This is a genomic window from Acidovorax sp., assembly GCF_046341535.1.
Taxonomy (GTDB): domain Bacteria; phylum Pseudomonadota; class Gammaproteobacteria; order Burkholderiales; family Burkholderiaceae_C; genus Acidovorax.
In genome coordinates this window covers 1-26,070 of sequence record NZ_JBKDRI010000177.1, presented here as the reverse complement: position 1 = coordinate 26,070, position 26,070 = coordinate 1, and the positions used below count along the sequence as shown (strand labels likewise).

The 26,070-nt window shown below is 54.6% G+C and carries 20 protein-coding genes; 16 read left to right on the top strand and 4 right to left on the bottom strand.

Annotation, left to right across the window (positions count from 1 at the left end; all coding sequences use genetic code 11):
* Positions 1-13 precede the first annotated feature (13 nt).
* From ACK543_RS13185 to ACK543_RS13110, 16 genes are all read left to right on the top strand, one after another.
* Positions 14-964, top strand: coding sequence for a Gfo/Idh/MocA family protein (locus ACK543_RS13185; protein ID WP_409943298.1), 951 nt, complete (start codon positions 14-16; stop codon positions 962-964).
* A gap of 4 nt (positions 965-968) precedes the next feature.
* On the top strand, positions 969-1,784 hold the full coding sequence (locus ACK543_RS13180; protein ID WP_409943297.1) for an ABC transporter permease: 816 nt from the start codon (positions 969-971) through the stop codon (positions 1,782-1,784).
* 2 nt (positions 1,785-1,786) lie between these two features.
* Positions 1,787-2,536, top strand: a complete 750-nt coding sequence (locus ACK543_RS13175) for an ABC transporter ATP-binding protein (protein ID WP_409943296.1) — start codon at positions 1,787-1,789, stop codon at positions 2,534-2,536.
* A gap of 18 nt (positions 2,537-2,554) precedes the next feature.
* Positions 2,555-3,139, top strand: coding sequence for an acyltransferase (locus tag ACK543_RS13170; protein ID WP_409943295.1), 585 nt, complete (start codon positions 2,555-2,557; stop codon positions 3,137-3,139).
* Between the two features lie 24 nt (positions 3,140-3,163).
* On the top strand, positions 3,164-4,252 hold the full coding sequence (locus ACK543_RS13165) for a DegT/DnrJ/EryC1/StrS family aminotransferase (protein WP_409943294.1): 1,089 nt from the start codon (positions 3,164-3,166) through the stop codon (positions 4,250-4,252).
* The gene (wecB, locus tag ACK543_RS13160) at positions 4,249-5,340 is read left to right on the top strand and encodes a non-hydrolyzing UDP-N-acetylglucosamine 2-epimerase (protein ID WP_409943293.1); all 1,092 of its coding nucleotides are present in this window, start codon (positions 4,249-4,251) and stop codon (positions 5,338-5,340) included. The genes ACK543_RS13165 and wecB overlap by 4 nt, the downstream gene beginning before the upstream one ends.
* Positions 5,341-5,362: 22 nt before the next feature.
* The gene (locus ACK543_RS13155; protein ID WP_409943292.1) at positions 5,363-6,301 is read left to right on the top strand and encodes an NAD-dependent epimerase/dehydratase family protein; all 939 of its coding nucleotides are present in this window, start codon (positions 5,363-5,365) and stop codon (positions 6,299-6,301) included.
* Between the two features lie 11 nt (positions 6,302-6,312).
* Positions 6,313-7,245, top strand: a complete 933-nt coding sequence (locus ACK543_RS13150; RefSeq protein WP_409943291.1) for an NAD-dependent epimerase/dehydratase family protein — start codon at positions 6,313-6,315, stop codon at positions 7,243-7,245.
* Between the two features lie 3 nt (positions 7,246-7,248).
* Positions 7,249-8,307 (top strand): NAD-dependent epimerase/dehydratase family protein, encoded by a 1,059-nt coding sequence (locus ACK543_RS13145; RefSeq protein ID WP_409943290.1) that lies wholly within the window; start codon positions 7,249-7,251, stop codon positions 8,305-8,307.
* Between the two features lie 1,195 nt (positions 8,308-9,502).
* Complete coding sequence (locus ACK543_RS13140) at positions 9,503-10,780, top strand: hypothetical protein (protein WP_409943289.1); 1,278 nt, start codon at positions 9,503-9,505, stop codon at positions 10,778-10,780.
* Position 10,781: 1 nt separating this feature from the next.
* Positions 10,782-12,674 carry an asparagine synthase (glutamine-hydrolyzing) gene (gene asnB, locus ACK543_RS13135; protein WP_409943288.1) on the top strand — a complete coding sequence of 631 codons (1,893 nt, stop codon included), beginning with the start codon at positions 10,782-10,784 and terminating at the stop codon, positions 12,672-12,674.
* Positions 12,671-13,927, top strand: a complete 1,257-nt coding sequence (locus tag ACK543_RS13130) for a hypothetical protein (protein ID WP_409943287.1) — start codon at positions 12,671-12,673, stop codon at positions 13,925-13,927. Before asnB (ACK543_RS13135) ends, ACK543_RS13130 begins: the two co-directional genes overlap by 4 nt.
* Before the next feature lie 5 nt (positions 13,928-13,932).
* Entirely contained in the window at positions 13,933-15,819 is a 1,887-nt protein-coding gene (gene asnB, locus ACK543_RS13125; protein WP_409943375.1) for an asparagine synthase (glutamine-hydrolyzing), read from the top strand.
* A gap of 24 nt (positions 15,820-15,843) precedes the next feature.
* Positions 15,844-16,980, top strand: a complete 1,137-nt coding sequence (locus tag ACK543_RS13120; RefSeq protein WP_409943286.1) for a hypothetical protein — start codon at positions 15,844-15,846, stop codon at positions 16,978-16,980.
* A gap of 4 nt (positions 16,981-16,984) precedes the next feature.
* Positions 16,985-18,127 (top strand): glycosyltransferase, encoded by a 1,143-nt coding sequence (locus ACK543_RS13115; RefSeq protein ID WP_409943285.1) that lies wholly within the window; start codon positions 16,985-16,987, stop codon positions 18,125-18,127.
* The gene (locus ACK543_RS13110; protein ID WP_409943284.1) at positions 18,124-19,215 is read left to right on the top strand and encodes a glycosyltransferase; all 1,092 of its coding nucleotides are present in this window, start codon (positions 18,124-18,126) and stop codon (positions 19,213-19,215) included. The genes ACK543_RS13115 and ACK543_RS13110 overlap by 4 nt, the downstream gene beginning before the upstream one ends.
* Before the next feature lie 82 nt (positions 19,216-19,297).
* Here ACK543_RS13110 and ACK543_RS13105 read toward each other — a convergent pair whose 3' ends face one another.
* From ACK543_RS13105 to ACK543_RS13090, 4 genes are all read right to left on the bottom strand, one after another.
* A complete protein-coding gene (locus tag ACK543_RS13105) occupies positions 19,298-21,157 on the bottom strand; it encodes a glycosyltransferase (protein ID WP_409943374.1) in 1,860 nt (619 codons plus the stop codon).
* A 15-nt stretch (positions 21,158-21,172) separates the two neighbouring features.
* Entirely contained in the window at positions 21,173-23,209 is a 2,037-nt protein-coding gene (locus tag ACK543_RS13100; RefSeq protein WP_409943283.1) for a tetratricopeptide repeat protein, read from the bottom strand.
* A 472-nt stretch (positions 23,210-23,681) separates the two neighbouring features.
* Positions 23,682-25,334, bottom strand: a complete 1,653-nt coding sequence (gene groL / locus ACK543_RS13095) for a chaperonin GroEL (RefSeq protein ID WP_409943282.1) — start codon at positions 25,332-25,334, stop codon at positions 23,682-23,684.
* Positions 25,335-25,431: 97 nt separating this feature from the next.
* On the bottom strand, positions 25,432-25,722 hold the full coding sequence (locus ACK543_RS13090; protein ID WP_409943281.1) for a co-chaperone GroES: 291 nt from the start codon (positions 25,720-25,722) through the stop codon (positions 25,432-25,434).
* Positions 25,723-26,070: the final 348 nt, after the last annotated feature.

Here is a 26,070-nt window from a genome sequence, read left to right as displayed (position 1 = left end):
CTTCGTGCCCGATATGAAAAAATTTGCCCTCATTGGCGCCGCCGGCTATATAGCGCCGCGCCACATGCGTGCCATACAAGACACCGGCAATCATTTGTCTGTGGCGTATGACATCAACGATTCGGTGGGCATCATCGATAGCATTTCTCCGCAGAGCGATTTCTTCACCGAGTTCGAGCGTTTTGCGGAACATGTGCACCAGCTCAAGCGCAATGCGGGGACTGCCCTGGACTACGTGTCCATCTGCTCGCCGAACTATCTGCACCATGCTCACATTGCGGCAGGCCTGCGCTTGGGCTGCGATGTCATCTGCGAAAAGCCGCTGGTCCCGACGCCCCAGTTGATGGATGAACTGGCGCGGGTTGAGCAGGAGACGGGCAAACGAGTTTTCAATATCCTGCAACTACGCCACCACGACGCCATCTTGAAGCTGCGGGAAAAGGTGGCCGCGGCACCGAAAGACACCAAGTTCGATGTCGAACTGACCTACATCACCTCGCGGGGCAAGTGGTACCTGGAAAGCTGGAAGGGCGACCCACGCAAGTCGTTTGGCGTAGCCACCAACATCGGTGTGCATTTCTTCGACATGCTGCACTTCATCTTCGGCAGGCTTCAGGACAATCGCATTCACTTGAGCGAAGAAACCAAGGCAGCTGGCTATCTGGAATACGAACGCGCCCGGGTGCAATGGTTTTTGTCCATCGATGCCAATGACTTGCCGGAGGGTGTCAAAGGCAAGAAACCTACGTACCGCAATATCGATGTCAGCGGAGAGCGACTCGAATTCTCTGAAGGTTTTACCGATCTGCATACGACCAGCTACCGCGAGATCCTGGCGGGGCGGGGGTATGGATTGGCGGATGCAAGGCATTGCATCGAAACGGTGGATGTGATCCGCAGCGCTTCGATTGCGAGCGATACGGATGAGCGTGTGCATCCCTTTGTGCGTCGGATAGGGTTTTGAAAGCATGGAAGCTTCCGGCCTGAAGTCGCTTTCCCAACTCCAGTTGCTAATGTCCGACGTGCGGGGCGCGTTGAAGCTTTGGCGTTTCTGGTTGCACTTGGGGCTTGAAGATATTCTCAAGCAGTACCGTCGCTCCTTTTTGGGACCCGTGTGGATATCGATCAACACGTCCATTTTTATCGGTGCGTTTGGTTTGATTGGGTCACAGGTTTTCAAGATAGATATCCAGACGTACTTGCCGTTCTTTTGTGTCAGCCATGTGCTGTTTCTGTTCATATCGCAATGCATTTCCGACAGTTGCCAGACGTTTATCGGCTCCAGTGCGTTCTTGAAGCAAACGCCTTATCCTAAGACTGCCTTCGGATTGAGGGTCATCTGGCGAAATCTGTTGATGATGGGCCACAACATTCCGATTGCCTTGATTGTTCTTCTAGCTTTTGGGCGTCTGGATGATGTGAGGCCAATCCCATTTTTGTTTGGACTCGCGTTTACAGTGGTGTGTGCGGCACTCGTATCTTGCATTTTGGGTGCTTTGTGTGCGCGTTTTCGCGACATACCGATGATTGTTACTAGCTTGATGCAGATTGCGATGTTTCTCACGCCTGTCATGTGGAACGCGTCGCAGCTCAGTGAGCGGGCACAATTAATCGTGCACGTGAATCCTTTAGCAGCATTTCTTGATTTAGTCAGGGCTCCCGTATTAGGCGAATCCGTCCATCCTTACAGCTATTTGATGGCCGGCGCTACTTTTCTCGCATTGCTATTAGCTTTTTTCACCGTATTCTTGCAGAGCCGTCGCAGGCTCGTGTACTGGCTCTGATCATGGCAAGCATCGAATTGGAGCGGGTCAATGTCGACTTCCCACTGTTTTCATCGCGCTCACGCGGATTGCTAAACACGTTGCTCGGAAAGGCCCAAGGACACCGGGGACGGATCGAAGACATCGGGCATGGCGCGATCGCAGTACGTGCGCTGCGAGACGTCACGCTGTCTCTCAAGGACGGAGATCGGATGGGCCTGATTGGCCGCAATGGGGCTGGCAAGTCCACCATGCTGCGGGTGCTTTCCAGCGTGTATGAACCCACCTCTGGCGTAATGAGGTCTGATGGCCACATCTCTTCCCTGATTGACCTGATGTTGGGCATGGATCCCGATGCCAGTGGCTACGAGTTTATTGCGACACGTTGCATCGTGATGGGAATTAGCAGCAAAGACGCCAAGGGCCTCGTGACCGATATAGAGGATTTCACTGAGCTGGGTGACTACCTGCATCTGCCTGTGCGCACCTACTCGTCTGGCATGATGCTTCGCCTTGCCTTCGCAGTGTCGACGGCCGTGGCCCCGGATATCTTGCTGATGGACGAGATGATTGGCGTGGGCGACGCACAATTCATCGACAAGGCGCGCATTCGGCTGGAAAATATGATGAGCAAGGTCAAGATCCTAGTACTTGCTTCGCACAACGACTCGATCTTGAAAACGTTCTGCAATACAGGGATATGGCTTAACGAGGGCCAGATCCTCATGCAGGGAAGTATCGAAAACTGTCTGGCTGCCTATCACGGCAACTAGTTTCATTATTTGGGCAGCATGAGCGAGATATCCTATAGCGCACACCCGACGTCGATCGTCGATGCAGGGGCGAAAATCGGCGCGGGCACCCGCATTTGGCACTGGGTGCATATCTCAGCAGGAGCGCGGATCGGCCTTTCTTGCTCTTTCGGGCAAAACGTCTATGTCGGCAATGACGTGGTGATCGGCAATAATGTCAAGGTTCAGAATAATGTGAGCGTCTACGATGCTGTTACGCTGGAAGACGATGTTTTTTGCGGGCCCAGCGTTGTTTTCACCAATGTGTATAACCCTCGCAGCACCGTCGTGCGGAAAAACGAGTACAGGCGAACTCAGGTTTGCAAGGGGGCCACGCTCGGCGCCAATTCAACCGTGGTGTGCGGCACAACCATTGGTGCCTATGCGTTCGTCGCTGCTGGGGCGGTGATCACGCGTGACGTTAAGGCTTATGCATTAGTTGCAGGCGTACCTGCTCGGCAAATCGGATGGATGAGCGAACACGGGGAGCGTCTCGATCTTCCCTTGACCGGAGATGCCCAAGCGCATTGTCCAAAAACTGGTCATTTATATCGTTTGATTGATGGTGAGTTACAGCGAGCTTGATACCCGCCATCGCATGGAGTTGTAATGGAATTCACCGATCTAAGAGCGCAATACCTTCAGCTCAAGACTGACATCGACGCGCGCATTCAGAAAGTATTGAATCATGGGCAGTACATCCTGGGTCCGGAAGTCCATGAACTGGAAGAGCGCCTGGCAAGCTACACCGGGGCCAAATATTGCATTACGGTGGCCAATGGCACCGATGCGCTTCAAATTGCGCAGATGGCGCTGGGCATTGGGCCTGGGGACGAAGTAATCACCCCCGGATTCACATATATCGCCACGGCTGAGACCGTCGCTCTACTGGGTGCCAAGCCCGTGTATGTAGATGTGTCGCCACATACATACAACCTCGATCCATCGTTACTCGAGGCCGCAATCACGCCTCGTACGAAGGCCATCATTCCGGTCAGCCTGTATGGGCAATGCGCGGATTTTGATGTGATCAATGAAATAGCCGCCAAATATCGAATTCCTGTCATTGAGGATGCGGCGCAGAGTTTTGGTGCTACCTATAAAGGGCGCAAGAGTTGCAACCTCACTACTTTGGCTTGCGCCAGCTTTTTCCCCAGTAAGCCGTTGGGTTGTTACGGGGACGGCGGAGCTATTTTTACCAACGATGACGAGCTTGCGCGAGAGATGCGTCAGATTGCTCGCCATGGGCAAGATCGGCGATATCACCACATTCGGGTTGGAGTCAACAGCCGTCTGGACACCTTGCAAGCTGCGGTGCTTCTGGCCAAGCTGAGCAGCTTTGACGATGAAATAAAGTTGCGTCAGCAAGTGGCGGCCCGTTATAACCAATTGTTGGAGTCAGCTGGTATTTCCACCATACCGCGCATCGCAGCCAATCAGCATAGTGTTTGGGCACAGTACACAATTCGTGCGCAAGGGCGTGATCGTGTCCAAGCCGTGCTCAGCGAGGCAGGGGTGCCTACCGCCATTCATTACCCACTTCCATTGAATCAACAGCCTGCTGTGGCTGACCCGGATGTGCGGTTACCCGTGGGTGATCGTTTGGCCCAAGAGGTGCTGAGTTTACCCATGGGTCCATTCCTGACCTTTTCCGACCAGGACCGGGTAGTCAGTGCATTGACGAAGGCCATGGCATGACCAGACGTAAGATTCTCACGATCGTGGGTGCCCGGCCCCAGTTCATCAAAGCAGCAGCTGTGTCGCGGACCATCCAGTCTGGTTTTGCTGATCGATTGGAAGAACTGATCGTTCATACGGGCCAGCACTTTGACGACAACATGTCGAAGGTGTTTTTCGACGAGTTGGAAATTCCCACACCCCATGTGCACTTGGCGATATCCGGAGGCAACCATGGTGCGATGACCGGCCGCATGCTGGAGGCAATCGAGGCGGTACTACTGAGGGAGCGGCCAGATTGGGTGCTGGTCTACGGTGATACCAATTCGACATTGGCCGGCGCCTTGGCGGCTGCCAAGTTGAACATCCCCGTGGCCCATGTGGAAGCAGGCTTGCGATCATTCAACATGCGCATGCCTGAAGAAGTTAACCGGATTTTGACGGATCGCGTTTCTACATTGCTGTTGTGTCCCACTTCTACTGCCGTTGGGCATCTTGCTCACGAGGGTCTTTCTCGCGGGGTTCACTTGGTGGGAGACGTCATGTACGACGCATCGCTGTTCTATGGCAGTCGTGCCCTGCAGCGCAGTTCAATCCTTGCACAGCTTCAGTTGACTCAGCGCCGCTATGTGCTAGCAACTTGCCACCGCGCCGAAAATACAGATGACCCCTCACGTCTCACGCAGATCGTTGAAGCGTTGGTGGAAGTCGCGCAGGACATGCCCGTTGTTCTACCCTTGCATCCGCGCACAAGACGCCTTGTCGAGGTAACGGGCTTGCAATCCAACTTGTGCAAATTGCGCGTGGTTGAACCTCTCTCATATCTCGATATGGTGGCGCTGGAGCAAGCCGCAGCAGTCATCATGACGGACTCTGGTGGCGTGCAAAAAGAAGCCTATTTCTATAGAGTGCCCTGCATCACCCTCCGCGATGAGACTGAGTGGGTTGAAACTGTCACGCTGGGTTGGAACCGCCTAACAGGGGCAACGAAAGATCGCATTCTTCTGGCTTATCGGGATGTCGTAGCGTCTGCCCCTCCAGCGTCCGGTAACGACAACCCCTATGGAAATGGCGATGCATCTGCGCGCTTACTGCAACTCCTTACTTGATAACGCTTCACTGGAAAATCACATGAAAGTTTTTGTCACTGGTGGCCTCGGCCAAATTGGTTCTCACGTCGTTGAAATGCTGCTTGCTCGCGGCGACGAAGTGCTTGCGATCGATAACCTTGCCACTGGCAGGCGTGAGCATTTGGATGAGCATCCTCGACTGAAGGTCGTGATCGGCTCTATCGCAGACAAGCCTTTGGTGGACCAACTGCTGGGTGAGTTTCGGCCGGACGCGGTCGTCCACACCGCAGCCTCGTACAAGGACCCCGATGACTGGTACAACGACACGCTGACGAACTGCGTTGGAGGTGCCAATGTCATCGACGCAGCGAAGCGCAACGGAGTGAAGCGGTTTGTTTATTTTCAAACCGCTCTTTGCTACGGCCTGCGCCCGCAACAGCATCCCATCCGCCTGGACCATCCGCGCTCGCCGGGTGGAAGCAGTTATGCCATCAGCAAAACTGCAAACGAGTTGTACCTTGAGCTGTCCGGGCTTGACTTCGTAACGTTCCGCTTGGCGAACGTGGTTGGCCCCCGGAACGTGGCGGGTCCGCTGCCAATTTTTTATCAGCGACTCAAGGATGGGAAGCGTTGCTTTGTCACCAAGGCACGGCGCGACTTCGTCTTTGTCGAAGATCTGGCACGGGTCGTCCTCAAGGCATGCGATGGCGTCGGACATGGGTCATACCATTTTTCATCCGGCACGGATATCGCGATTGAAGAGCTCTACAACGCTGTGGTCACCGCAATGGGCTTCACCGAAAAGCCAGAAGCCGAGGTCAAAGAACTGGGCCCGGACGACGTCGCCTCGATCCTGCTGGATCCTTCCAGAACGTTTGAAGATTTTGGTCAATTGACTTTCACACCGCTTCAGCACACGGTGGATACGGCTATCGCTTATTACAAACAGCATGGCACGCTCGGTGAGTACACCCATCTGCGTCTTGAAAACAAGCAGTAAGGCAGATACCGATGCGGATTCTGATCACTGGAGGAGCCGGCTGTTTAGGCTCCAACCTTATTGAACATTGGTTGCCGAAGGGGCACCAAATCGCTGTGTTGGACAATTTCGCCACAGGTAAGCGGGAAGTTGTGCCATCGGTCGAAGGTCTTCAAGTGCATGAAGGCCATATCGCCGATGCGGCCTGGGTGGACAAGATATTCGACGCGTTTGCACCAGAGATCGTCATTCACGCCGCTGCTGCGTACAAAGATCCTGAGGACTGGCGAGAGGACGCGAATACCAACGTCACTGGCAGCATTGCCGTGGCCCGCGCCAGTGAGCGTCATCAAGTCAAACGGCTAGTGAATTTTCAGACTGCGCTTTGCTACGGCCGCCCTACATCGTTGCCCATCTCGACGCAGGAGCGTTGCGCGCCCTTTACCAGCTATGGCATCAGTAAAACGGCCGGCGAGCAGTTCATGCTGATGAGCAAGGTGCCTTCGCTGTCTCTTCGCATTGCGAATGTGACTGGCCCACGCCTCGCGATCGGTCCCATTCCTACCTTTTACAAGAGGCTCAAGGCTGGGCAGAAGTGCTTTTGCTCAGATACCGCCAGGGACTTTCTGGACATGCAGGATTTCCTGCGATTCATGGACTTGGCCATTCAGCAAGATGCCCCGGTCGGTGTCTACAACGTGTCGAGCGGCGAGGCGCACACGATCTTGGAGATCTTCCGCGCAGTAGAGCGCTATTTGGGACTTGATCCGACAGAAGTGCCTGTGGTGGCACCGTTGGCAGACGATGTTCCTGTGGTTTGCCTTGACGCGAGCAAGACAGAGGCGGACTTTGGTTGGACGTGCCAGCTTGGCTTTGAGCAAACTATTCAGCGGCAACTGCAGTGGTATGACCAGCACGGGGTCAACGACGTCTTTAGCCATCTCAAGCCGCCAACCGCTGCATAAATCATGAATGCGAACTCCGCCACGTTTTCTAACCAACGCGTGTTGATCGTTGGAGGCGCAGGCTTCGTTGGAAGTAATCTGACTTACGCGATCCTGCAGCAAAATCCACGCGAAATCATTGTCGTGGACAACCTACTATCATCCGAGGCAACTAATATCCCAGGCGATGCTCGCGTGCGCTTTGTTTTTGGGTCGATTAATGACGATCAGATCCTTTCATCGTTACCTGAGGATCTTGATTACGCGTTTCACTTGGCTTGCTATCACGGGAACCAGTCTTCCATCGCCAATCCGTTGGCAGACCACGAAAACAACACGCTGACTAGTTTGAAACTATTTCAGCGATTGTCTGACATCAAAACGCTGAAGAAAGTGGTTTACGCAGCCGCAGCTTGCGCGGTCGCAGAAAAGACTTACAACGTAGCTTCTGCCACGACAGAAGATCAACCTGTCACGCTATACCATGATAGCCCCTATTCGATTTCAAAGATCATTGGTGAGTTGTATGGAAACTATTTTTTTCAAAGAGCAAACTTGCCATTCGTGAAAGCTCGATTTTCCAATGTGTATGGGCCAAGAGAAATCTTGGGCGCTGGTCAATGGCGTGGCACTGCCCACACTGTATGGCGCAACGTAATACCGACTTTCGTATGGCGGTCGTTACAGCAAGAGGCGCTACCCTTAGACAATGGTGGAAACGCCAGCCGTGACTTTATCTTCGTAGAAGACATGGCGCGCGGATTGATGGCATGCGCGCTGTGCGGACAGAAGGGCGAAGTCTATAACTTGGCTACTGGACGTGAAACTACCATTCTCGAGTTGGCTACGTTGATTAACGAATTCACTGGCAACAAAACACCTCTTGATCTGCGTCCCGCCAGAGACTGGGATCGATCCGGTAAACGTTTTGCTTCCACGGACAAGGCACGCGAAAAATTAGGGTTTGAAGCCCAAATGAACATACGAGAAGGTCTTCGCCTTACTGTCGAATGGACACGAAACAATGCTGAAATGATCGAACGTTGCATGGCGAAGCATCAAAAGATGATGAGCCAACACTGAAAAATCACTGCGGATACGAGGATCCTCCTGCCTAGCGATTCGTCACCCAGAGTATATGGTTTCTCGTCGGGTAGAGCGTTTGCTTAGCGCAAGGTTTGCGGTCGCCAGAACTTAGCAAGCTTCTGAAGTACTGGATTGCTGATGTCAATCGCAAAAGCTAGACCTCATAAAACGAGCCACAAGCTTTTTTTGAGCCTCTCAAGGGGTAAGAGGCCGTCGAGAATGCAGTTTTTAGAGTTTTTGGGGGGTATGTCAGCAGCCTGTTAAATTAAGCAGTCTGTTAATAGACCTTTGTAGTGAAATAGTTGCCGATTGAAGGAGCTTTTTCCTCGTGGGCAACTAAAACGCGACACCCTACGGTACCGATCAAGAGTTTCAGTTGTCGAACTTACAAATACTCTGCTGAGATAGTTATCCACGTTGTGCGTTTGAAGTCATTTTCGGTGGTCTGATGGTCGTTGTCTGGGTTCATATTTCTAGTGGAGCGCTTCGACTAGTTTTTTGCTTGTAATGCAAGGTTGCTTTTCTTGATCATCGGGTGAAGGTCATGGTGCAATTACGCTAATACTGCGCCGCGAAGTTAGTTTGTGATGAATCTATTCCGCTGGCTTTTTATTAACGTAGTGCGATCCAGCAAACATTGATTTCCTTTAGCTTCAGAATAAAAGCAAGAGCAGTTAAAAATATGTTTTTCAAGATCAATAAGCGTAAGCTAATAAATTATAAACATTGAAAATTCCAAGGGTGAAAATTTAAAAATCCTGAGCGCCGCAGGGAAGCAACTTATCTTAATCATATTTGTGGAATCTTATATGCGCTGATATGGTCATCGGAAAATATCGTATTATTTTTTGGTCATTTGGTAAGTCGTAATTGGCGCGGTCATGGCATACTTGAGAAAAGCAGATGCTTGAGTAAATTTACTCGTGATATTAATATAAAAGATAAAAATATCTTCCATATTAATAAGCGCAATGGAATCATTTTTGTATTTTTGCGATACATCCGAATGTTGCCAAGCGAGCCCCGAAAATATTGAAGACTAACTCTTTTAAAGTTGATAAGTTGTGGGTTTGCTTGAGGTAAATTAACCTGAATTTTCACCCTGAGTCTCTGTGTAAACACTGCTCGTTAGGTAGTTATTGTGTATAACATTTTATTCTTATACAATGCTAGTCAAACGTATACCAACACTGTGCATGAGCATGTGGCAAGTTTTGGGATCTATTCCAATAATAGATATTTTTATCTGCATCAGGACGATTCGAGCTTAACAAATGTCGACCACCGCAGGTTTGATGCCATCGCCTTGCATTATTCGATAAGGCTGCCATACGATCAAATTTCTGAATCCACCTGCAGCCTTTTTGAGAATTTTCGCGGATTGAAGATTTTATATATTCAGGATGAATATGATCACACTCGGAAAGCTTGGGCGTGGATTAAAAGATTAAAAATAAATTTGGTATTTACGGTTGTGCCTGAGGATGGCATCAATAAAATTTATCCTCCTGAAAAATTTCAAGGTGTGAAATTCACTTCGGTTTTGACTGGATACGTCCCTCATGATCTTTCCGAGTTGCTTAGTGATGTGCCCCCCTCAAAAAGGCCCATTGCAATTGCCTACAGAGGCCGGCCCTTGCCTTTAAGATATGGTCAGTTGGGTGAGGAGAAGGTTCAGATTGGTAAGATGGTAAAGGCTTATTGTCTGAACAATGGCATTCCATGCGACATTGAGTGGACTGAAGAGGCTCGTATTTATGGCCCTTCTTGGTATGCTTTCATAAAATCATCACGTGCAATGTTAGGTTCTGAAAGTGGTAGTAACGTATTTGACTGGGATGGTGACCTGCAGCAAAAAATATTGGAATATAAGGACAAATATCCTGAGTGTGATGATCGAGAGATTTATAATTGTGTGATTGCTGCCCATGAGGAGCCTGGTTTGATGAATCAGATATCGCCTCGCATTTTTGAAGCAATTGCTGCGAAAACAGCCCTCGTTCTCTTTGAGGGCCAATACTCGAACATATTGAAGCCGGGAGTTCATTATCTTTCTCTCCGCAAAGATGGGTCGAATATTCCAGAGATCATTGCGGCACTTAATAATTCTGAGTTGATTGACTCAATGGTAGATAAGGCTTACAGAGAAATAATCGCTGAGGGAAGGTACAGTTATTTGAAATTTGTGAGAAAGACCGATTTGATTATTTCAGACTTGATGCCAACGCATGAAATTGTGGGCCTGGGTGGGGCGGTAACTTCATTCGCTCCTGCTCAGCCTTCTCAGCTGACTACTGTGCCGCTGAGAGCTATTCCCGCTACGGCCACGCCGCCTGTGATTTTACCTTTCTCTAGTGCAAATTTTTCTAGAATTGCGTTGGATCGGCTAGTACCGGTATGGCTGAAGGTCCCGTCTCGGATAAGAAAGCCACTGACTCCGGTGTTAAAGACAATCTTGAGGGTGAAATGATATGTGTGGTATTTTTGGGGTAATGCCACCGCAGCCGCGGGAGATCGATGTCTTGCATAATCAAGTAACCCTAGGGCTTGATCCGATAAGGCATCGTGGCCCAGATGGGTCAAAGTGTTGGGTCGCAAATAATGGCGCTGTAGGACTTGGACACGTTCGCCTTGCAATTATCGATCTGGACGCCGGCGCTCAACCCATGCATAGCGGAGATGATAGATATACGATAGTTTATAATGGCGAAATATATAATTACATAGAGCTACAGCGGGAAATTGGAGGGGACTTTTCTACTCAATCGGATACTGAGGTTATTCTCCGTGCATATCAGCTGTGGGGCGCTCAGTGTGTGGCTCGCTTGCGCGGAATGTTCGCGTTAGCGATCTGGGATGCCAAGAAGCAAGAATTATTTCTTGCGCGCGATCGCTTTGGCATAAAGCCTCTGTATTGGATGGTGCAGGATAATATTTTTTTCTTCGCGTCCGAGGTGAAGGCGCTATTGCCGTTTGTCAAGGCTAAAGAGATAAGCTCAAGAGCTCTTTCCGATTATTTTACTTTTCAGTTTTGCTTGGGTGAAAAAACTCTACTTTCTGGTGTTTCTCAGATGCCAGCCGCGCACACAGCTATAGTGCTGCCTGGCAGGATGCCGGTGTTCAAAAAATATTGGGAGGTGCATTATGATATTGATTATAATCACACGGAAAGATGGTTTGAGGCTAGGTTGAAGGAGTTGGTTCAAGACTCTATTGCAATTCATTTAAGATCGGATGTTGAAATTGGTAGTTATGTGAGTGGAGGTCTTGATTCCAGCTTGTTGGCGTCAATCGCCAGAAAAACTAGCTCTCAAAGCCGCTTCCAGGCCTTTAATGGCCGATTTTTAGAGGGTTCTCGTTTTGACGAGTCTAGTTATGCCCAGGCGTTAGCGGATGAGCAGGGAATGCGGCTTCATATTGCAGACATTAATGAGGAAGACTTTGTTAGTCACGTTGGCAAAGTTATTTGGCATTTGGATCAGCCTGTTGCTGGGCCGGGCGCCTTTCCTCAATATATGGTGTCAAAAATCGCTGGGCAGCATGTCAAGGTCGTGTTGGGAGGCCAGGGTGGGGACGAGATTTTTGGTGGGTATGCACGATATTTAATCGCCTACTTTGAGCAATGCATTAAAGGGGCTATAGAGGGCACGCTTCATGATGGAAATTTTGTTGTCACGTACGAATCAATTATTCCGAATCTTCAGACGTTGCGACAGTATCAGCCGATGATGCAAGAGTTTTGGTCTGAAGGTGTATTTGGCGAGAGGGATGCTCGTTATTGGCGCCTGGTTAATCGTTCAAATACTTTTGGTTCGATCTTGGCTGCCGGTGTGATTGATCATGCCGCAACTTATAATGAATTTCAAGCGATTTTTAAAGGTGAGAATGTTGGGGGCGGATCGTATTTTGATGCTATGACCCATTTCGATTTTAAAACTCTACTTCCTGCTCTTTTGCAGGTTGAGGATCGAATGAGCATGGCTCATGGTGTTGAAGCAAGAGTGCCATTTTTAGATCACCCTTTGGTGGAGTTCGCTGCGACAATTCCCGCCGATATTAAATTCCGCCATGGAGAGCTGAAACGCTTGTTAAAATCAGTGTTTTCAGGAGTGCTTCCTGAGTCCATTACGAGTCGGAAGGATAAGATGGGATTCCCGGTGCCGTTGAATCTTTGGCTTTCTAAAGGCGGACCTGCACGGGAGTACATCGGTGATGTGTTGGGAAGCACCCGTGCGCGCCAACGTGCGTATTTAAATGAAGGATTCACCGTTGATCAGGTTCTTAATTCTCAATCCGTTTATGGTCGGAACTTGTGGGCTCTGCTAAGCTTGGAGCTTTGGCAAAATCAATTTATTGATGCATGAATGTTCTGATTCTTTACGATCATTTCGAAACCTACACCAATACGGTTTTTGATCATCTGTGCGCCTTTAAAAAATATTCGGCAAATAATCATTTTTACATGCACGCGGGGTTGCCCGATGTGAAATTTAATTTTACTTTTTTCGATGTAATTTTGATTCATTATAGCGCGAGGGTGGCTTTTGGGCATATCTCAGCCGCGCTTAGGTTAAAAATTTCGAAGCATTCAGGACAAAAAATATTATTTGTTCAAGATGAGTATGATCTGACATCTAATGTTTGGGATACTATTGGTGAATTAGGTGTTTCAATAGTTTTCACTTGCGTCCCTCCGCTGCACAGAGAAAAGATCTACCCATCTGCACGCTTCCCTAATGTTCGCTTTGTCACTACTTTGACTGGTTATTGTCCTGAGCAGATTTATGAGATCTCTTTGCCTCCCTTGGCAACTAATCGGCCTATTGTCATCGGATATCGAGGACGGGCATTGCCATATTTTTACGGTGATCTTGGTCAAGAGAAATTGGAAATTGCAAAGGGTATGCAGCTTGCCTGCAAACAGCGCGGTATTTCTTGCGACATCGAGTGGGATGAAGACAAGCGTATCTATGGCAGCGATTGGCCTCGTTTCCTGATGGCTTGCAAAGCCACTCTGGGGACTGAGAGCGGCTCCAATCGATTCGATTTTGACGGCAGCCTGCGTAAAGCAGCTAACGAGGCACTCACTGAAAATCCGGAATTGAGTTACGCAGAATTCAAGCAGCGAATGGGTTGGGAGGATGAACAACCCATCATGAATCAAATTTCTCCCCGTTTTTTTGAAGCAATCGCTTTTCGCACGGCGTTGATTCTCTTTGAGGGTAGGTATTCCGGGATCTTGCAACCTTGGGTCCACTACATCCCTTTGCGCAAAGATTTTTCCAATGTTGACGAAGTAATGGCTGCTGCGTCCGACGACGCTTTGTTGGACCGATTAACGGACAAAGCCTATTTTGATGTTGTTCAGTCCGGCCGGTATTCCTATCAGAAGTTCATCACTGAGTACGATGCATTGATCGAGTCCTGCAAGCCTGCTCACCGTAGCGGCTTGCCTTCAGGGTTACCCGCAGAAATCACCGATCATCCCGTGAGGAAATCCAGGCTGCCTCCGGCGCCGGGACCATTGCTGGCCTTATGGCATTCGATTCCATGGGTCTTGCGCCGCCCTTTCAATGACGGTGTCAATCGGCTTTGGGCAAAGCTGCATTCAAAGTAATCTGTATGTGCGGTATTGCTGGACTGACTTCCCATAGGCCTTCGGCAGCGCTTGAGAGCCATTTGGCGCCAGCCTTGGCTTGCCTTCGCAGGCGTGGTCCCGATGATCAGGGCGTTGAAATCTGGCAGGGCCCTGGTCACAGCGTGGCGTTGGGCCATACTCGCCTGAGTGTCATTGATCTAACGGAGGCGGCCCACCAGCCCATGACCAGCGCCGATGGTCGATTTGTGTTGGTCTTCAACGGAGAAATCTACAACTACCGAGAACTGCGCCAAGCGTTGGAAGCTCGGGGTTGCCAGTTCCGCTCAGCGTCTGACACCGAGGTGTTGCTTCAGGCATGGATTGAATGGGGCGAGGCAGCATTGCCACGCTTTGTGGGCATGTTTGCCTTCGTACTTCTGGATCGACGGACGGGCGATCTGCATGGTGCACGCGATGCTTTTGGAATCAAGCCGCTGTATTACCGCGCAGACAGTGAAGGACTGGCGTTTGCCTCGGAAGTGCCCGCTTTGCGAGCCATGCAACCCCATCCAGCTGAGCTCGATTGGCAGACTTCATACGACTACTTAGTCCATGGCCGTTACGAAACGGGTGAGCGGACTTTTTTCCGCGACGTTTTGGCATTGCCTCCGGGCCAATGTTTTCGCTATTCGGTTGAGTCGCGACAAATGACTCTTCGCTCATGGTGGCGAGCCACCATCGCAGTCGCGCCGCGTTTGTCATTCGATGACGCAGCGGAAACTCTAAGAAACCTGCTTCTCGAGAGCGTGCGGCTGCATCTGCGCAGCGATGTGCCGCTGGGGGCCGCTCTATCTGGGGGCGTGGACTCTTCCGCCATCGTCGGCTGCATACGGCATCTGGAGCCTGATGCGCCCATCCACACGTTCAGTTTTATCGCTGCGAACAGCGCGGTCTCTGAAGAGCAATGGGTGGATCAGGTGAACACTGAAACAGGTGCCACGGCCCACAAAGTTTTCATCCAGCCAAGCGAGTTGGCTGCCGACCTGGATGACATGATTGCCACCCAGGGTGAGCCCTTCGGCAGCACCAGCATTTATGCTCAGTATCGGGTTTTCAAGCTAGCACGAGAGCATGGTGTGACCGTAACGCTCGATGGTCAAGGTGCTGATGAGCTGTGCGGCGGTTATGTGGGCTACCCAGGGCCGCGTGTGCGTAGCCTGCTGGACGAAGGCCGGTGGGCAAGTGCTGCCGCTTTCTTGCGCCAGTGGGGGCGCTGGCCGGGCAGGGCGGGCCTAGAGGGCTTCAAGGCTGCCGTAGCTGAATACACCAGTGATGCGGCCTACCAAGCGCTGCGCCGCATGAACGGTGCCGATGCCTGCCCGCCTTGGTTGGACGGACGCGTGTTGGGCGACGCTGGCGTGGTGCTGCGTTTCCCACGCGAATTGCCACTTCAGACGGCCCCAGGTCGCCGCATGGTGGCAGAGTTGGCCCGCTCGCTGCACGGCGTTGGACTGCCAGGCCTGCTTCGCCACGGTGACCGCAATTCGATGCGTTTCTCGGTAGAAAGCCGGGTGCCCTTTTTGACGACGGAACTGGCAGACTTTTTACTGACGCTGCCGGAGGAATATTTGGTGTCGCCCCAAGGCGAAACCAAGCACCTGCTGCGCCGCGCCATGCGAGGGCTGGTGCCGGATGAGATTCTGGATCGCCGGGACAAGATCGGCTTTGCCACGCCCGAGCAAGCTTGGCTTTTGCAGATGGCGCCGCAAGTGCGCGAGTGGTTGCGTTATCCGCTGAAGTTGCCGTTCTTCCGTCAGGACGAAGTGCTCAAGGCTTTCGATCAGGTCGTTGCGGGGCGACGCCCGTTCAGCTGGCAGGTGTGGCGCTGGATCAACTTCACGCGTTGGCACGCACAGCATTTCGCGGGTTGAGTTGCTGTGGCTCGTTTGCTGTTGATGTCGCTTTCGCCCATCGCGTCCGATCCCCGCGTGATGCGTCAGTACGAAGCGCTGAAGGACGAGCATGAAATCCATGTGTTGGGGTTCGGAGAATGCCCACCCGGGATGCTGCATTTCACCTCCGTCGAGCAGCCGCGTGCGGATCGTAAAGGGGTTTTGCGCAATGCGCTGCGTCTGGCCTTCCGGTGCTACGACGCCTATTACTGGCAACACCCTCAGATCCGCGCGCTGGAGAAGGCCGCAGCGCAGGTGCCAGCGGGTTTCGACCTGGTATTGGCCAACGATGTCATGGCCCTGCCCATGGCGCTGCGGTTGGCGGGCAATGCGCCCGTTTGGCTCGACGCGCACGAGTATGCGCCGCGAGAATTCGAGGACCTTTGGGCGTGGCGCTTATTGCTGGGGCCTTTCTTCGATGTCACCTGCCGAGATGCGCTGCCACAGGTTGCGCGCATGAGTACCGTGTGCGCGGGCATCGCACGCGAGTACGAGCGGTGCTACGGCGTGCCGGTGTCCGTCATGCCCAATTGTCCTGAGCCCCAGGCTTTGCCCGTGCGGCCGACGCGTGCCGACCGCATTCGGCTGATCCACCATGGCGCAGCCATCGCCTCGCGCAAGATCGAGGTGATGATCGATCTGATGGACCATCTGGACGATCGCTTCAGCCTTGATCTGATGCTGATGGAGCAAGACCCCGTGTATCTTGCCACCTTGAAGCAACGGGCAGCCCGGCATGCGCGCATCCGGTTCATTCCACCCGTGCCCATGCAAGATATAGCGGCTCACATCAACGGCTATGACGTAGGCTTGTTTCTGCTGCCTCCTACCAATTTCAATTACCTGCACGCTTTGCCTAACAAGTTCTTCGAATTCATGCAGGCGCGCCTGGCCATTGCCATCGGCCCTTCGCCAGAAATGCAGGCCCTGGTGACGGAGCTTGGCTGTGGCGTGGTCAGCAGCAGCTTCGATGCGGCAGACCTGGCCGCCCATCTCTCGCGGCTCACCGCTCAGGACATCGATGCCATGAAGCGCGCTTCGGACTCTGCCTGCCAGCGCTTTAATGCGGCGGTTACCCGTCAATGGCTTCGTGACGAGGTGGGCAGCTTGCTGGCCAGCCGTGTCAAAACCGGCCACTGATACCATGCGTGCGCTGGTTTTAGGCACCCAGTCGTTCATTGATGGTGGAACCAAGGTGGGTTCGCAGCATCTGGCGCAGGCGTTAGCCGCGGCGGGTTGGGCGGTCGACTACGTGCCCACGCTCTCATCGCCCATCGACGTGGTGGGCCGCGAGCGCCATGCTCGGCTGTGCAGGGCATGGGGAGGTGGGCTGCGGCGGCGTTCGGTGCGCATTTCGCAGGGGCTTACCGAATGGAGCCTTCAGTCGCCGTTCCCTGCGCATCGGTTTTTTTTGCGCTGGTCTTGGCAGTTGCCGGCGTACGGGCAATGGTGTCCGGCGCCCCTGCGCGATGTGACTTTCGACGCGTGCATTGCCGATGTGGCCCCCAATATGTTGCTGATGCACCAGATCAAGGCCCGTGCCAAGGTATGCCGCCTGAACGACTGGCCTCAGGGGTTTGCACGCGATCTGCATCCGGTGCTCATCAACGGGCTCGAATCCATGGTGGGCGGCCCCGACTTCGACGAAGTATGGGCCGTCTCTGGCCCTCTGGCGGAATATGCCCGTGCGCTGCACCCGCAGGGTGAGGTGGTGCACATTCCGAATGGGGTAGAGGCCCGGCTTTTGATGCCTGCCGCGCAAAGTCCGGTAGTGCGACAGCCGCGCAGCGCAGTCTATGTTGGCGGGCTCACGGCTTGGCTTGACACCGGCTTGCTCGCCCAGGCCGCGCGCTTGCTGCCCGATTGGACCTTCGCGGTGTATGCCCCCGGCGCGCCTGCACAGCGCGCATGGCCTTCGAACCTGCAGTGGCGCGGCAGTGTAGGCCGTGCAGAGTTGCCGGCGGTCCTGCAAAGCCATGAGGTGGGGCTGATCCCTTTTCGCGAGGCGGATGGACGCATGCGCTATGTCGAGCGCCCGTTGAAGTTTTATGAGTACATCGCCGCCGGATTGGGAGTGGCCAGCACCGATCTGGGTGCACTGCGCCATGGAATGGGTGCCCTGGCCTGCTATGGCAACGATGCCCGAACATTCGCGGATGCCGTCGTACAGGCTGGAGCGCAGGCGCAGTTACGCACTGCAAGCTTCGCGGAGGACTTCGTGCAAGCCCATGACTGGAATGCGCGTGCAGAAACCATGTTGACCCGTCTGGAGATGCTGCTGGTATGAAAAACTACCTACTGTACGATTTCATGCAGGTGGCAGGGGGCGCAGAGCGTGTCACGCTCACGCTGGCTGAGGCCTTTCCGGACTTTCAGGCCTTGGTCAGCCGTTGCTATCCCGATGCCCAACCATTGCTGGATGGTTCCTCGGCCAACGTTCAGGAACTGCGGGGTGGCTGGTCCACGTGCCTTCCCCGAATCCTGGAGAGCATGTGGTGCTTTCGGTTCCGGGCCCAGCGGTTACAAGAGGCACACACCGTGCTCTACAGCGGCTTCTATGCCCCCTTGGCGGTTTACCAGCAGCGATCTGGCCAGCGCCTTTATTACTGTCATACGATTCCTCGCTTTGCCTACGATCTTTACGACAGCACGCTGGCGGGTTTCCCGTTCTGGCTCCGGCCGTTGTACGCAATCTTCGTGCAGTGGTTTCGCAAACAGTATGAAGCTGCCATTGGCCGGATGGACCGGATTTTCGTGAACTCGGAGAACGTGCGGGCCCGGCTTCATCGATACACAGGGTTGGACGCCGAAGTGGTCTATCCCCCGGTGGCTACGCAGCACTTTCAATGCTTGGGCGACCAGGGCTATTACCTCTCTACCGCGCGGCTGGTGCCCAACAAGCGGGTCGAATTGATCGTGCGGGCGTTCCTGCAAATGCCAAATCAGTCGCTGGTGGTACTTTCCGGCGGCCCTGAGCTGGAACGGTTAAAGTTAATCGCGGGAGATGCACTCAACATCCGGTTCATTGGCTGGCAGCCCGACGAGGCGCTGCGACGCTGGGTCGGTAATGCCCGATGCGTGATCTATCTGCCGGTAGATGAGGACTTTGGCATGTCACCCGTCGAGGCCATGGCGGCGGGTAAACCGGTAATCGGGGTGGCTGACGGAGGGCTGCTAGAAACCATTGTTCCGACAGAGACTGGCGTTTTAATAAGCCCCTCCCCAACGATTCAAGAAGTTGTAAATGCAGTCCAGAAAATAGAAACTCTCGTGGGACCTGGCATCTCAGAATCATGTCGCCGCCGAGCGGCTTTGTTCAGTCAAGATCGGTTCATTAAGTTAATGAAGAGGCATATGGGTCATCTTGCTCAATAAACCATCGTATTGCGTCTGGCTGATAAATTTTTTAGGGGCGAATTTGTGTAATGTCGCCAACGGTGTCTAGCGCACTAAGGCGTCAATGTTTCTTCCCAACAGCATTTCGGCCCGCTGTTACATTCCACTGCGCCATGCACAACAGTGTAGTTGCTGCCATGTACTTCGCTACGCTCAACCATGAATTGAAAATGCGGGACTGGCCGACGGCGCGCAGATTCATCGAGACCGGCACTTCCCGTATCCCAAGCCCGGCCCGCCGAACAAGCAGTAGCGCACCCAGATCCTGGTAGTCGAGCAGGGTTGCCTCGGGTGTCGCTAGTATCTCCATCACATCGCGGTTGTAAAGCCGAAATCCCGAAGTCAGGTCGCGCAGATCAAAGCCGGCCAGCTTTCTGAACCAGTTCCACGCAAGTTGCCGCAAGCGGCTCGCACGTTCCGGGAAGGCTCCGACAACCAGGTCGGCCAATTCGCGCGACTGAAGCAGCACCGGAATTTCGTCCACTTCGTGTTGACCGTCGGCATCCATGGTGATCACTGCCTGATACCCGTGGCGCAGTGCATAGGATATGCCTGCTTGCATGCCACCCCATGCGCCCATGGCCAGCACGGGCCTGAGCACCTGCGCGCCTGCAGCACTGGCTATGGCGCCGGTGTTGTCGGTGCTTTGGTCATCGATAACAAGCACGTTGCTCCACCCCGCGGAGCTCAGGCGCTGTAGAAGGCTTCCAATGGTAGCCGCCTCGTTTCGGGCGGGGATCACTATCAGCATATCCCTGACTGGACGGATTGCATGGTCGGCGTGGGGGGCTGCTAGTAAATATTGTGCGGACAAGGCTCGCGTGCACGTGGTGATAGAGAAATATTGAGGCAAGGCACGATTCCCAGCAGCGCCCCATTGGGCTCGGCGGCCGGGATCAGCCTGCATCTGCAAGATCTTTTCGGCCCAGTCGGCGGGGTCTTCCGGGGAAGCTTGTAGGCCTGCTTTCGCCGTTGCTAGCACCCAGGGCATGCCCGAGCCGGGCAGCGCAGACACAACGCACGGCCGGGCATGGTGCATTGCCTCCAACAACACCATGCCAAACGCTTCAGTGCGCTCGCGCGATGCCAGGCAAAACACGTCGCAGCTTGCAAGCAGGCCGGCTTTCTCGGCATCCGTTACGTTGCCCAGCAGGCGTATTAGAGGGGGGGCTCCGTCGGCGGCGCGGGCATCAATAAGGGCTTGCAGTTTGCCGCGCAGATCCCCGTCACCCACGATCAGTAGTTCTACATCCTGCAGGCGCGACACGGCTTCGATAAGCGTTTCGAACCCTTTGTAGTACGTGAGACGGCCTATCGACAGCAGACGCAACTTCGCGCCCGCGCTCCATGGCGCGGCTGTTTGCGATTGGGGGGAGGCGGGCGGCATTGGGCCCAGGCCTAACGGTATGACGGCGCACTTGGCGCGCCACGGTTGCAACGCTTCGCTGGCCTCCAGGTAGGGCGGCGATGTGGCGATGATGCGCTCGGCCCGCTCAAGCACTGCCTGCTCGAAAGGGCGGTACAGCCGGTACGCCACTGCCACGGCTAAGCGGATCTGAGAGGAGACCACATCGGAGTGCCAGTGCACCACCCATGGGATAGCAACAGCCTGTGGAAGAGTCAGCGCCCACAAGGCTGAGTTATTCGGCATATGCAGATGCAAGACATCGGGCTGATGCCGCGCGATGGCTCGGGCCAGTGCTGCTCTGAAACCGATGGCGATCGGAGCGTAGATGAGCTGGAACTGCACGGGCACGCGAGTCAGCCAGGGTGGGTCATCGGGCAGCGGTGCTCCGTGCACCAGCGCTGCGGCATCAATCCCGGCCGCGCGCTGCGCGGTGATCAAGTCGGCCAGAAACACCTCCATCCCACCCCGAAAGGGGGGATAGAACTTACCAATATGGAGTACGCGCAAGGCCACAGTTTGCAACCTGCGCTACTTGGTACGGCGGGAGGTTTTGCCACCCGTGCCAGCAGCTTCGGCCACTGTGGAGCGCATGGCTTGGTACTGCGGGTTGCGCGGGTCAATGCCAAGGGCCTCGTCAAGATCGCGCAGGCTGGCCGAGTGCTGCCCCATTTGGTGGTAAGCCAGGCCGCGGCCGTAATAAGCCATTGCACTCGGCTTTTCGGCAATCAGCGTGTTGAACCATTCAAGCGCCTTTTTTGCTTCACCCTTGCCGACAAGCGCCATGCCCATACCGAGCCGCAGTCGGGGATCCCTGGGGCTTTCCAGGAGTAACTCCTCGAAGCACACAATGGCCTCCCCGTAGAGTTGCCCCGCCATGGCTGATTCGACGCGCGAGATAAGGATTGCGGGCATCAGGCTGTGATCGCGCGGATTGGACTTGGCGCGAATTGCAGCTAGGCTGTAGCTCCTGAACGCCTGTTCGTGCTGTCCCAGCGCTGTGAGCGACCTGCCTCGCTGGATGTAGAGCCGCGCATCCGAGTAGCCTAGAGTTTCGGCGGCTGCAAACGCTTTCAGCGCTTCTGTGTGCTTGTTGAGAGACCGTAAGAGCAGTCCGTTGTTGAACATCGCGCTCGATCCAATCGCGCCACGGTCACCCAATGCGGCAGCAGTGGCAAGCGGCCGTTCGGCCTGCTCTGCGAGTCCGCGGCTTTGGTAATACGCGCCCAGGTTTACAAAAGCCCGGCTGCGACCCACGGCGTTCGGCGGCGCCTTGAGGTCAATTTTTTCGCTGGCGTCTGTCCACGCGCTCAGATCATCGCGCAAAGAAAAGTGACGCTCCAGGGCGAGCACTGCAAACAGCAAGCCCAGTACGATGCCAGCAGAGTAAATGGTGCGCGGTGTAAACCCGGTCAGCGCTATGGCCAGCAGGCCTGGCAGCGTCACCGCCCAAAGGTAGCTGCGATAGAGCACCATAGGATCCTGAACCCACACGGTGGAGAACTCGGTGGCAAACCACAGCGCGGGCATGAGCAGTAACAGGCCAAGCAGCGCCAGCACGCCGGAGCGACGCAGCAGCAGCCAGCTTGCACCCAAGATCAGAGCCACATAGCCCGCAGCCCCTAGCGCATGCCACGAGACAAAAAATCCCAGAGGGAAGGCAGGCCGCAGGTCAACAGACATCCAGCCAACGTAAGGCACAAGCCATAACAGCCCGTAGCCGAAGAACAGCCCCGCCTGATTCAAGATGCTCAGTGGAAGCATCCGCCCACTGATTCCTGGTTGGACGGCCTCCAGCTGTTGCACGAAAGCAAGCGATTGTTCGTCAAATACCTGTCCGACCACGCTCCCATAAAAGTGCAGGAGCACCGCCGTGGCTCCTGACAGGAGCAAAAGTACCACCACCCCTGCGATTGCCACGCGCTTGAAATCAGGTCGTCGCACAAATACATACAGCGGCAAAGCAAGGGCTGCAGTCATGACGGCATGCTCTTTGGAAAGCACTGCCAGTACGTAGCAAGCGAGTGCCGCGAGGTACCACGCCCAGCGCCGAGTTTCAAGCGCACGCACAAACGCCCAACACGCTAGCAACGCGAACAGGGTCGCCATCACGATGGAGCGCTGGATCAGGTAACCCACCGCGTACACTGCCACTGGGCTGAGCGCAAACAGCGCCACCCCGATGCGCAGGGCGGCACGTCGGGATGCTTCGAAGTGTTCCTGCTCCTCGATGTCTTGAGGAAACCGCGTGTGGGCTAGAAGCGCCCGCAGCAGTCCATAGACAGCGGCTACCACGCCTAGATGCAGCGCGATGTTGACCAGACGTTGCTTCCACCAACCAGCACCCAGCAACTGGTCGATCCAGACGAAGCTTCCATACGAGATCATGCGCTGCTTGATGGTTAGCAGACTGCCATATTGTCCGAAGATGCTACCGTCCGTGAGCCGTTGATCGTCAAAGAGAAGATCGTGTCCCAGGCCTGGCAGGTAAACGGTCAGCACGGCCGCCAGCAAAAGCGCAATAAAGACGTACAGCGCCCGGGTGTCAGGCTTTTTATCGGAGAGCATGGGCGTCATTGGGAGGGAGGAGCCACTGGGCACGCTGGCGGAAGAGCAGCAGGAAGTCTAGCAGCCCTCTTGCTGCAGCATCTTGCTGTCACTGCGCCTGCCGCATTCGCAAGAGCTGATGATGACCTGGGCTTGCTGCGGATTCGTTTCAATGTCAACGACCACCCGGCTTCGATGTGGCCACACCATTGGGATTATTGAGTCGGCACCTTTGAACTTGAACCAGCCGTTCGGGCTGAGCCTGTCGAAGCCTTGCGCAGAGCTTCGAACCGCATCAACGCATTCAAGTTGGTTGATGCCGACTCAATAATGTGTCCCTGATGCGTCTGCCGTACTCGCACTACAGGTTGTCAAACAGAGCTTCTTGATCCGATCAGTTTGGGCATCATGCAAACGAATAACCAAACGAAAAAGGGCCGCATACGCGGCCCTTGGCTTATCTGCATCGAGCCCTCTCGGGCCCGTCAAGGCATTACATGCCCATGCCGCCCATACCGCCCATGCCACCCATGTCAGGCATGCCCGCGCCGCCCGCGCCAGCCTCGTCCTTCGGAGCCTCGGCGACCATGGCTTCGGTCGTCAGGAGCAGCGAGGCCACGGAAGCGGCGTTTTGCAGGGCCGTACGGGTGACCTTCGTGGGGTCCAGGATGCCCATTTCGATCATATCGCCGTAGGTGTCGTTGGCAGCGTTGAAGCCGTAGTTGCCCTTGCCGTTGAGCACAGCGTTGACCACCACCGATGGCTCGCCGCCAGCGTTGTAGACGATCTCGCGCAGGGGGGCTTCGATGGCCTTGAGGATCAGCTTCACGCCTGCGTCCTGGTCAGCGTTGTCACCCTTGATCTCGCCAGCCGCCTGGCGTGCGCGCAGCAGAGCCACGCCACCACCGGCCACGATGCCTTCTTCCACGGCAGCGCGGGTAGCGTGCAGGGCGTCTTCCACGCGGGCCTTCTTTTCCTTCATTTCGACTTCGGTGGCAGCACCGACCTTGATCACGGCCACACCGCCGGCCAGCTTGGCCACGCGCTCTTGCAGCTTTTCACGGTCGTAGTCGCTGGTCGCTTCTTCGATCTGGATGCGGATTTGCTTGACGCGGGCTTCGATGTCGGCAGCGGCACCGGCACCGTCGATGATGATGGTGTTTTCCTTGCCCACTTCGATGCGCTTGGCTTGGCCCAGGTCGGCCAGGGTGACCTTCTCCAGGGACAGACCCACTTCTTCAGCGATGACCTTGCCGCCCGTCAGGATGGCGATGTCTTCCAGCATGGCCTTGCGGCGGTCGCCAAAGCCAGGAGCCTTCACCGCCACCACCTTCAGGATGCCGCGGATGGTGTTGACCACCAGCGTAGCCAGGGCTTCGCCCTCGACTTCTTCGGCAATGATCAGCAGGGGACGGCCAGCCTTGGCCACTTGCTCCAGCGTGGGCAGCAGGTCGCGGATGTTGCTGATTTTCTTGTCGAACAGCAGCACGAAGGGGTTGTCCAGCAAAGCCGCTTGCTTTTCGGGGTTGTTGATGAAGTAGGGCGACAGGTAGCCGCGATCAAACTGCATCCCTTCCACGACATCCAGCTCGTTTTGCAGCGACTTGCCGTCTTCCACGGTGATCACGCCTTCCTTGCCGACCTTGTCCATCGCGTCAGCAATGATCTTGCCGATGGATTCGTCAGAGTTGGCGGAGATCGAACCGACCTGGGCGATTTCCTTGGAGGTGGTGGTGGGCTTGGAGGCCTTCCTCAGCTCTTCGGTCAGGGCCAGAACGGCTTTGTCGATACCGCGCTTGAGATCCATGGGGTTCAGGCCAGCGGCCACGTACTTGGAGCCTTCGCGCACGATGGCCTGGGCCAGCACGGTGGCGGTGGTGGTGCCGTCACCAGCGTTGTCGCTGGTCTTGGACGCCACTTCCTTCACGAGCTGCGCGCCCATGTTTTGCAGCTTGTCCTTCAGTTCGATTTCCTTGGCCACGGACACACCGTCCTTGGTCACGGTGGGGGCGCCAAACGAGCGCTCCAGCACCACATTGCGACCCTTGGGGCCCAGGGTTACCTTGACCGCATTGGCCAGAATGTTCACGCCTTCAACCATGCGTGCGCGGGCTTCGCCGCCGAAAACTACGTCTTTTGCTGCCATGATGGAGCTCCTGAAAATTTGATTCAAATCAGCCGGTTACGCTTGTCCTGAAAGCGTTAACAGCTATGAAAAGATGAGTAAACCAGAGGGGCGAGAATTACTTCTCGACCACTGCAAACAAATCGTCTTCTTTCATGACGAGCAACTCGTCGCCCTTGACCTTGACGGTCTGGCCCGAGTACTTGCCAAACAAAACGCGGTCGCCGACCTTCACGTTCAGGGCGATCACTTCGCCCTTGTCGTTCTTCTTGCCTGGGCCCACGGCCAGCACTTCACCTTGATCGGGCTTTTCAGCGGCGTTTTCGGGGATCACGATGCCGGAGGCCGTCGTGGTTTCGCTTTCGATACGCTTGACGATCACGCGATCGTGCAGAGGGCGAAGGTTCATTGCATTGCTCCTGATTCAGTAAAAAACACACAAACTGGATTGGCGTCCGGTGCACCCGGCCGCTCCAAACTCCCGTCGGACGGTGTTGTTAGCACTCATCCTTGGCGAGTGCTAATGATACGGGCATTTGCGACGGTTTCAAGACCTGTTTGGATGCGAGGCTGTTCGACCGGGCGCTCGGTCACTGCGGAACGCCACTCTACTTTCGGGAACCTCTAAAAACCCCTGATTTCCACGCATGATGAAGCGCAACAGAGCAGGATTTTCAGGCTGCCTATTTTTTGGGCAACTCTGCGGCGTTTCCCGCTAGTCTTGGCCCTTCCAGGGCGCTTTTGGGCTCCATTTTTC

Bases quoted from the DNA above. Each gene is read 5' to 3' on its own strand.
- ACK543_RS13185 (WP_409943298.1), top strand. From the start codon at position 14: ATGAAAAAATTTGCCCTCATTGGCGCCGCCGGCTATATAGCGCCGCGC.
- ACK543_RS13180 (WP_409943297.1), top strand. From the start codon at position 969: ATGGAAGCTTCCGGCCTGAAGTCGCTTTCCCAACTCCAGTTGCTAATG.
- ACK543_RS13175 (WP_409943296.1), top strand. From the start codon at position 1,787: ATGGCAAGCATCGAATTGGAGCGGGTCAATGTCGACTTCCCACTGTTT.
- ACK543_RS13170 (WP_409943295.1), top strand. From the start codon at position 2,555: ATGAGCGAGATATCCTATAGCGCACACCCGACGTCGATCGTCGATGCA.
- ACK543_RS13165 (WP_409943294.1), top strand. From the start codon at position 3,164: ATGGAATTCACCGATCTAAGAGCGCAATACCTTCAGCTCAAGACTGAC.
- wecB (WP_409943293.1), top strand. From the start codon at position 4,249: ATGACCAGACGTAAGATTCTCACGATCGTGGGTGCCCGGCCCCAGTTC.
- ACK543_RS13155 (WP_409943292.1), top strand. From the start codon at position 5,363: ATGAAAGTTTTTGTCACTGGTGGCCTCGGCCAAATTGGTTCTCACGTC.
- ACK543_RS13150 (WP_409943291.1), top strand. From the start codon at position 6,313: ATGCGGATTCTGATCACTGGAGGAGCCGGCTGTTTAGGCTCCAACCTT.
- ACK543_RS13145 (WP_409943290.1), top strand. From the start codon at position 7,249: ATGAATGCGAACTCCGCCACGTTTTCTAACCAACGCGTGTTGATCGTT.
- asnB (WP_409943288.1), top strand. From the start codon at position 10,782: ATGTGTGGTATTTTTGGGGTAATGCCACCGCAGCCGCGGGAGATCGAT.
- ACK543_RS13130 (WP_409943287.1), top strand. From the start codon at position 12,671: ATGAATGTTCTGATTCTTTACGATCATTTCGAAACCTACACCAATACG.
- asnB (WP_409943375.1), top strand. From the start codon at position 13,933: ATGTGCGGTATTGCTGGACTGACTTCCCATAGGCCTTCGGCAGCGCTT.
- ACK543_RS13120 (WP_409943286.1), top strand. From the start codon at position 15,844: ATGTCGCTTTCGCCCATCGCGTCCGATCCCCGCGTGATGCGTCAGTAC.
- ACK543_RS13115 (WP_409943285.1), top strand. From the start codon at position 16,985: ATGCGTGCGCTGGTTTTAGGCACCCAGTCGTTCATTGATGGTGGAACC.
- ACK543_RS13110 (WP_409943284.1), top strand. From the start codon at position 18,124: ATGAAAAACTACCTACTGTACGATTTCATGCAGGTGGCAGGGGGCGCA.
- ACK543_RS13100 (WP_409943283.1), bottom strand. From the start codon at position 23,209: ATGCTCTCCGATAAAAAGCCTGACACCCGGGCGCTGTACGTCTTTATT.
- groL (WP_409943282.1), bottom strand. From the start codon at position 25,334: ATGGCAGCAAAAGACGTAGTTTTCGGCGGCGAAGCCCGCGCACGCATG.
- ACK543_RS13090 (WP_409943281.1), bottom strand. From the start codon at position 25,722: ATGAACCTTCGCCCTCTGCACGATCGCGTGATCGTCAAGCGTATCGAA.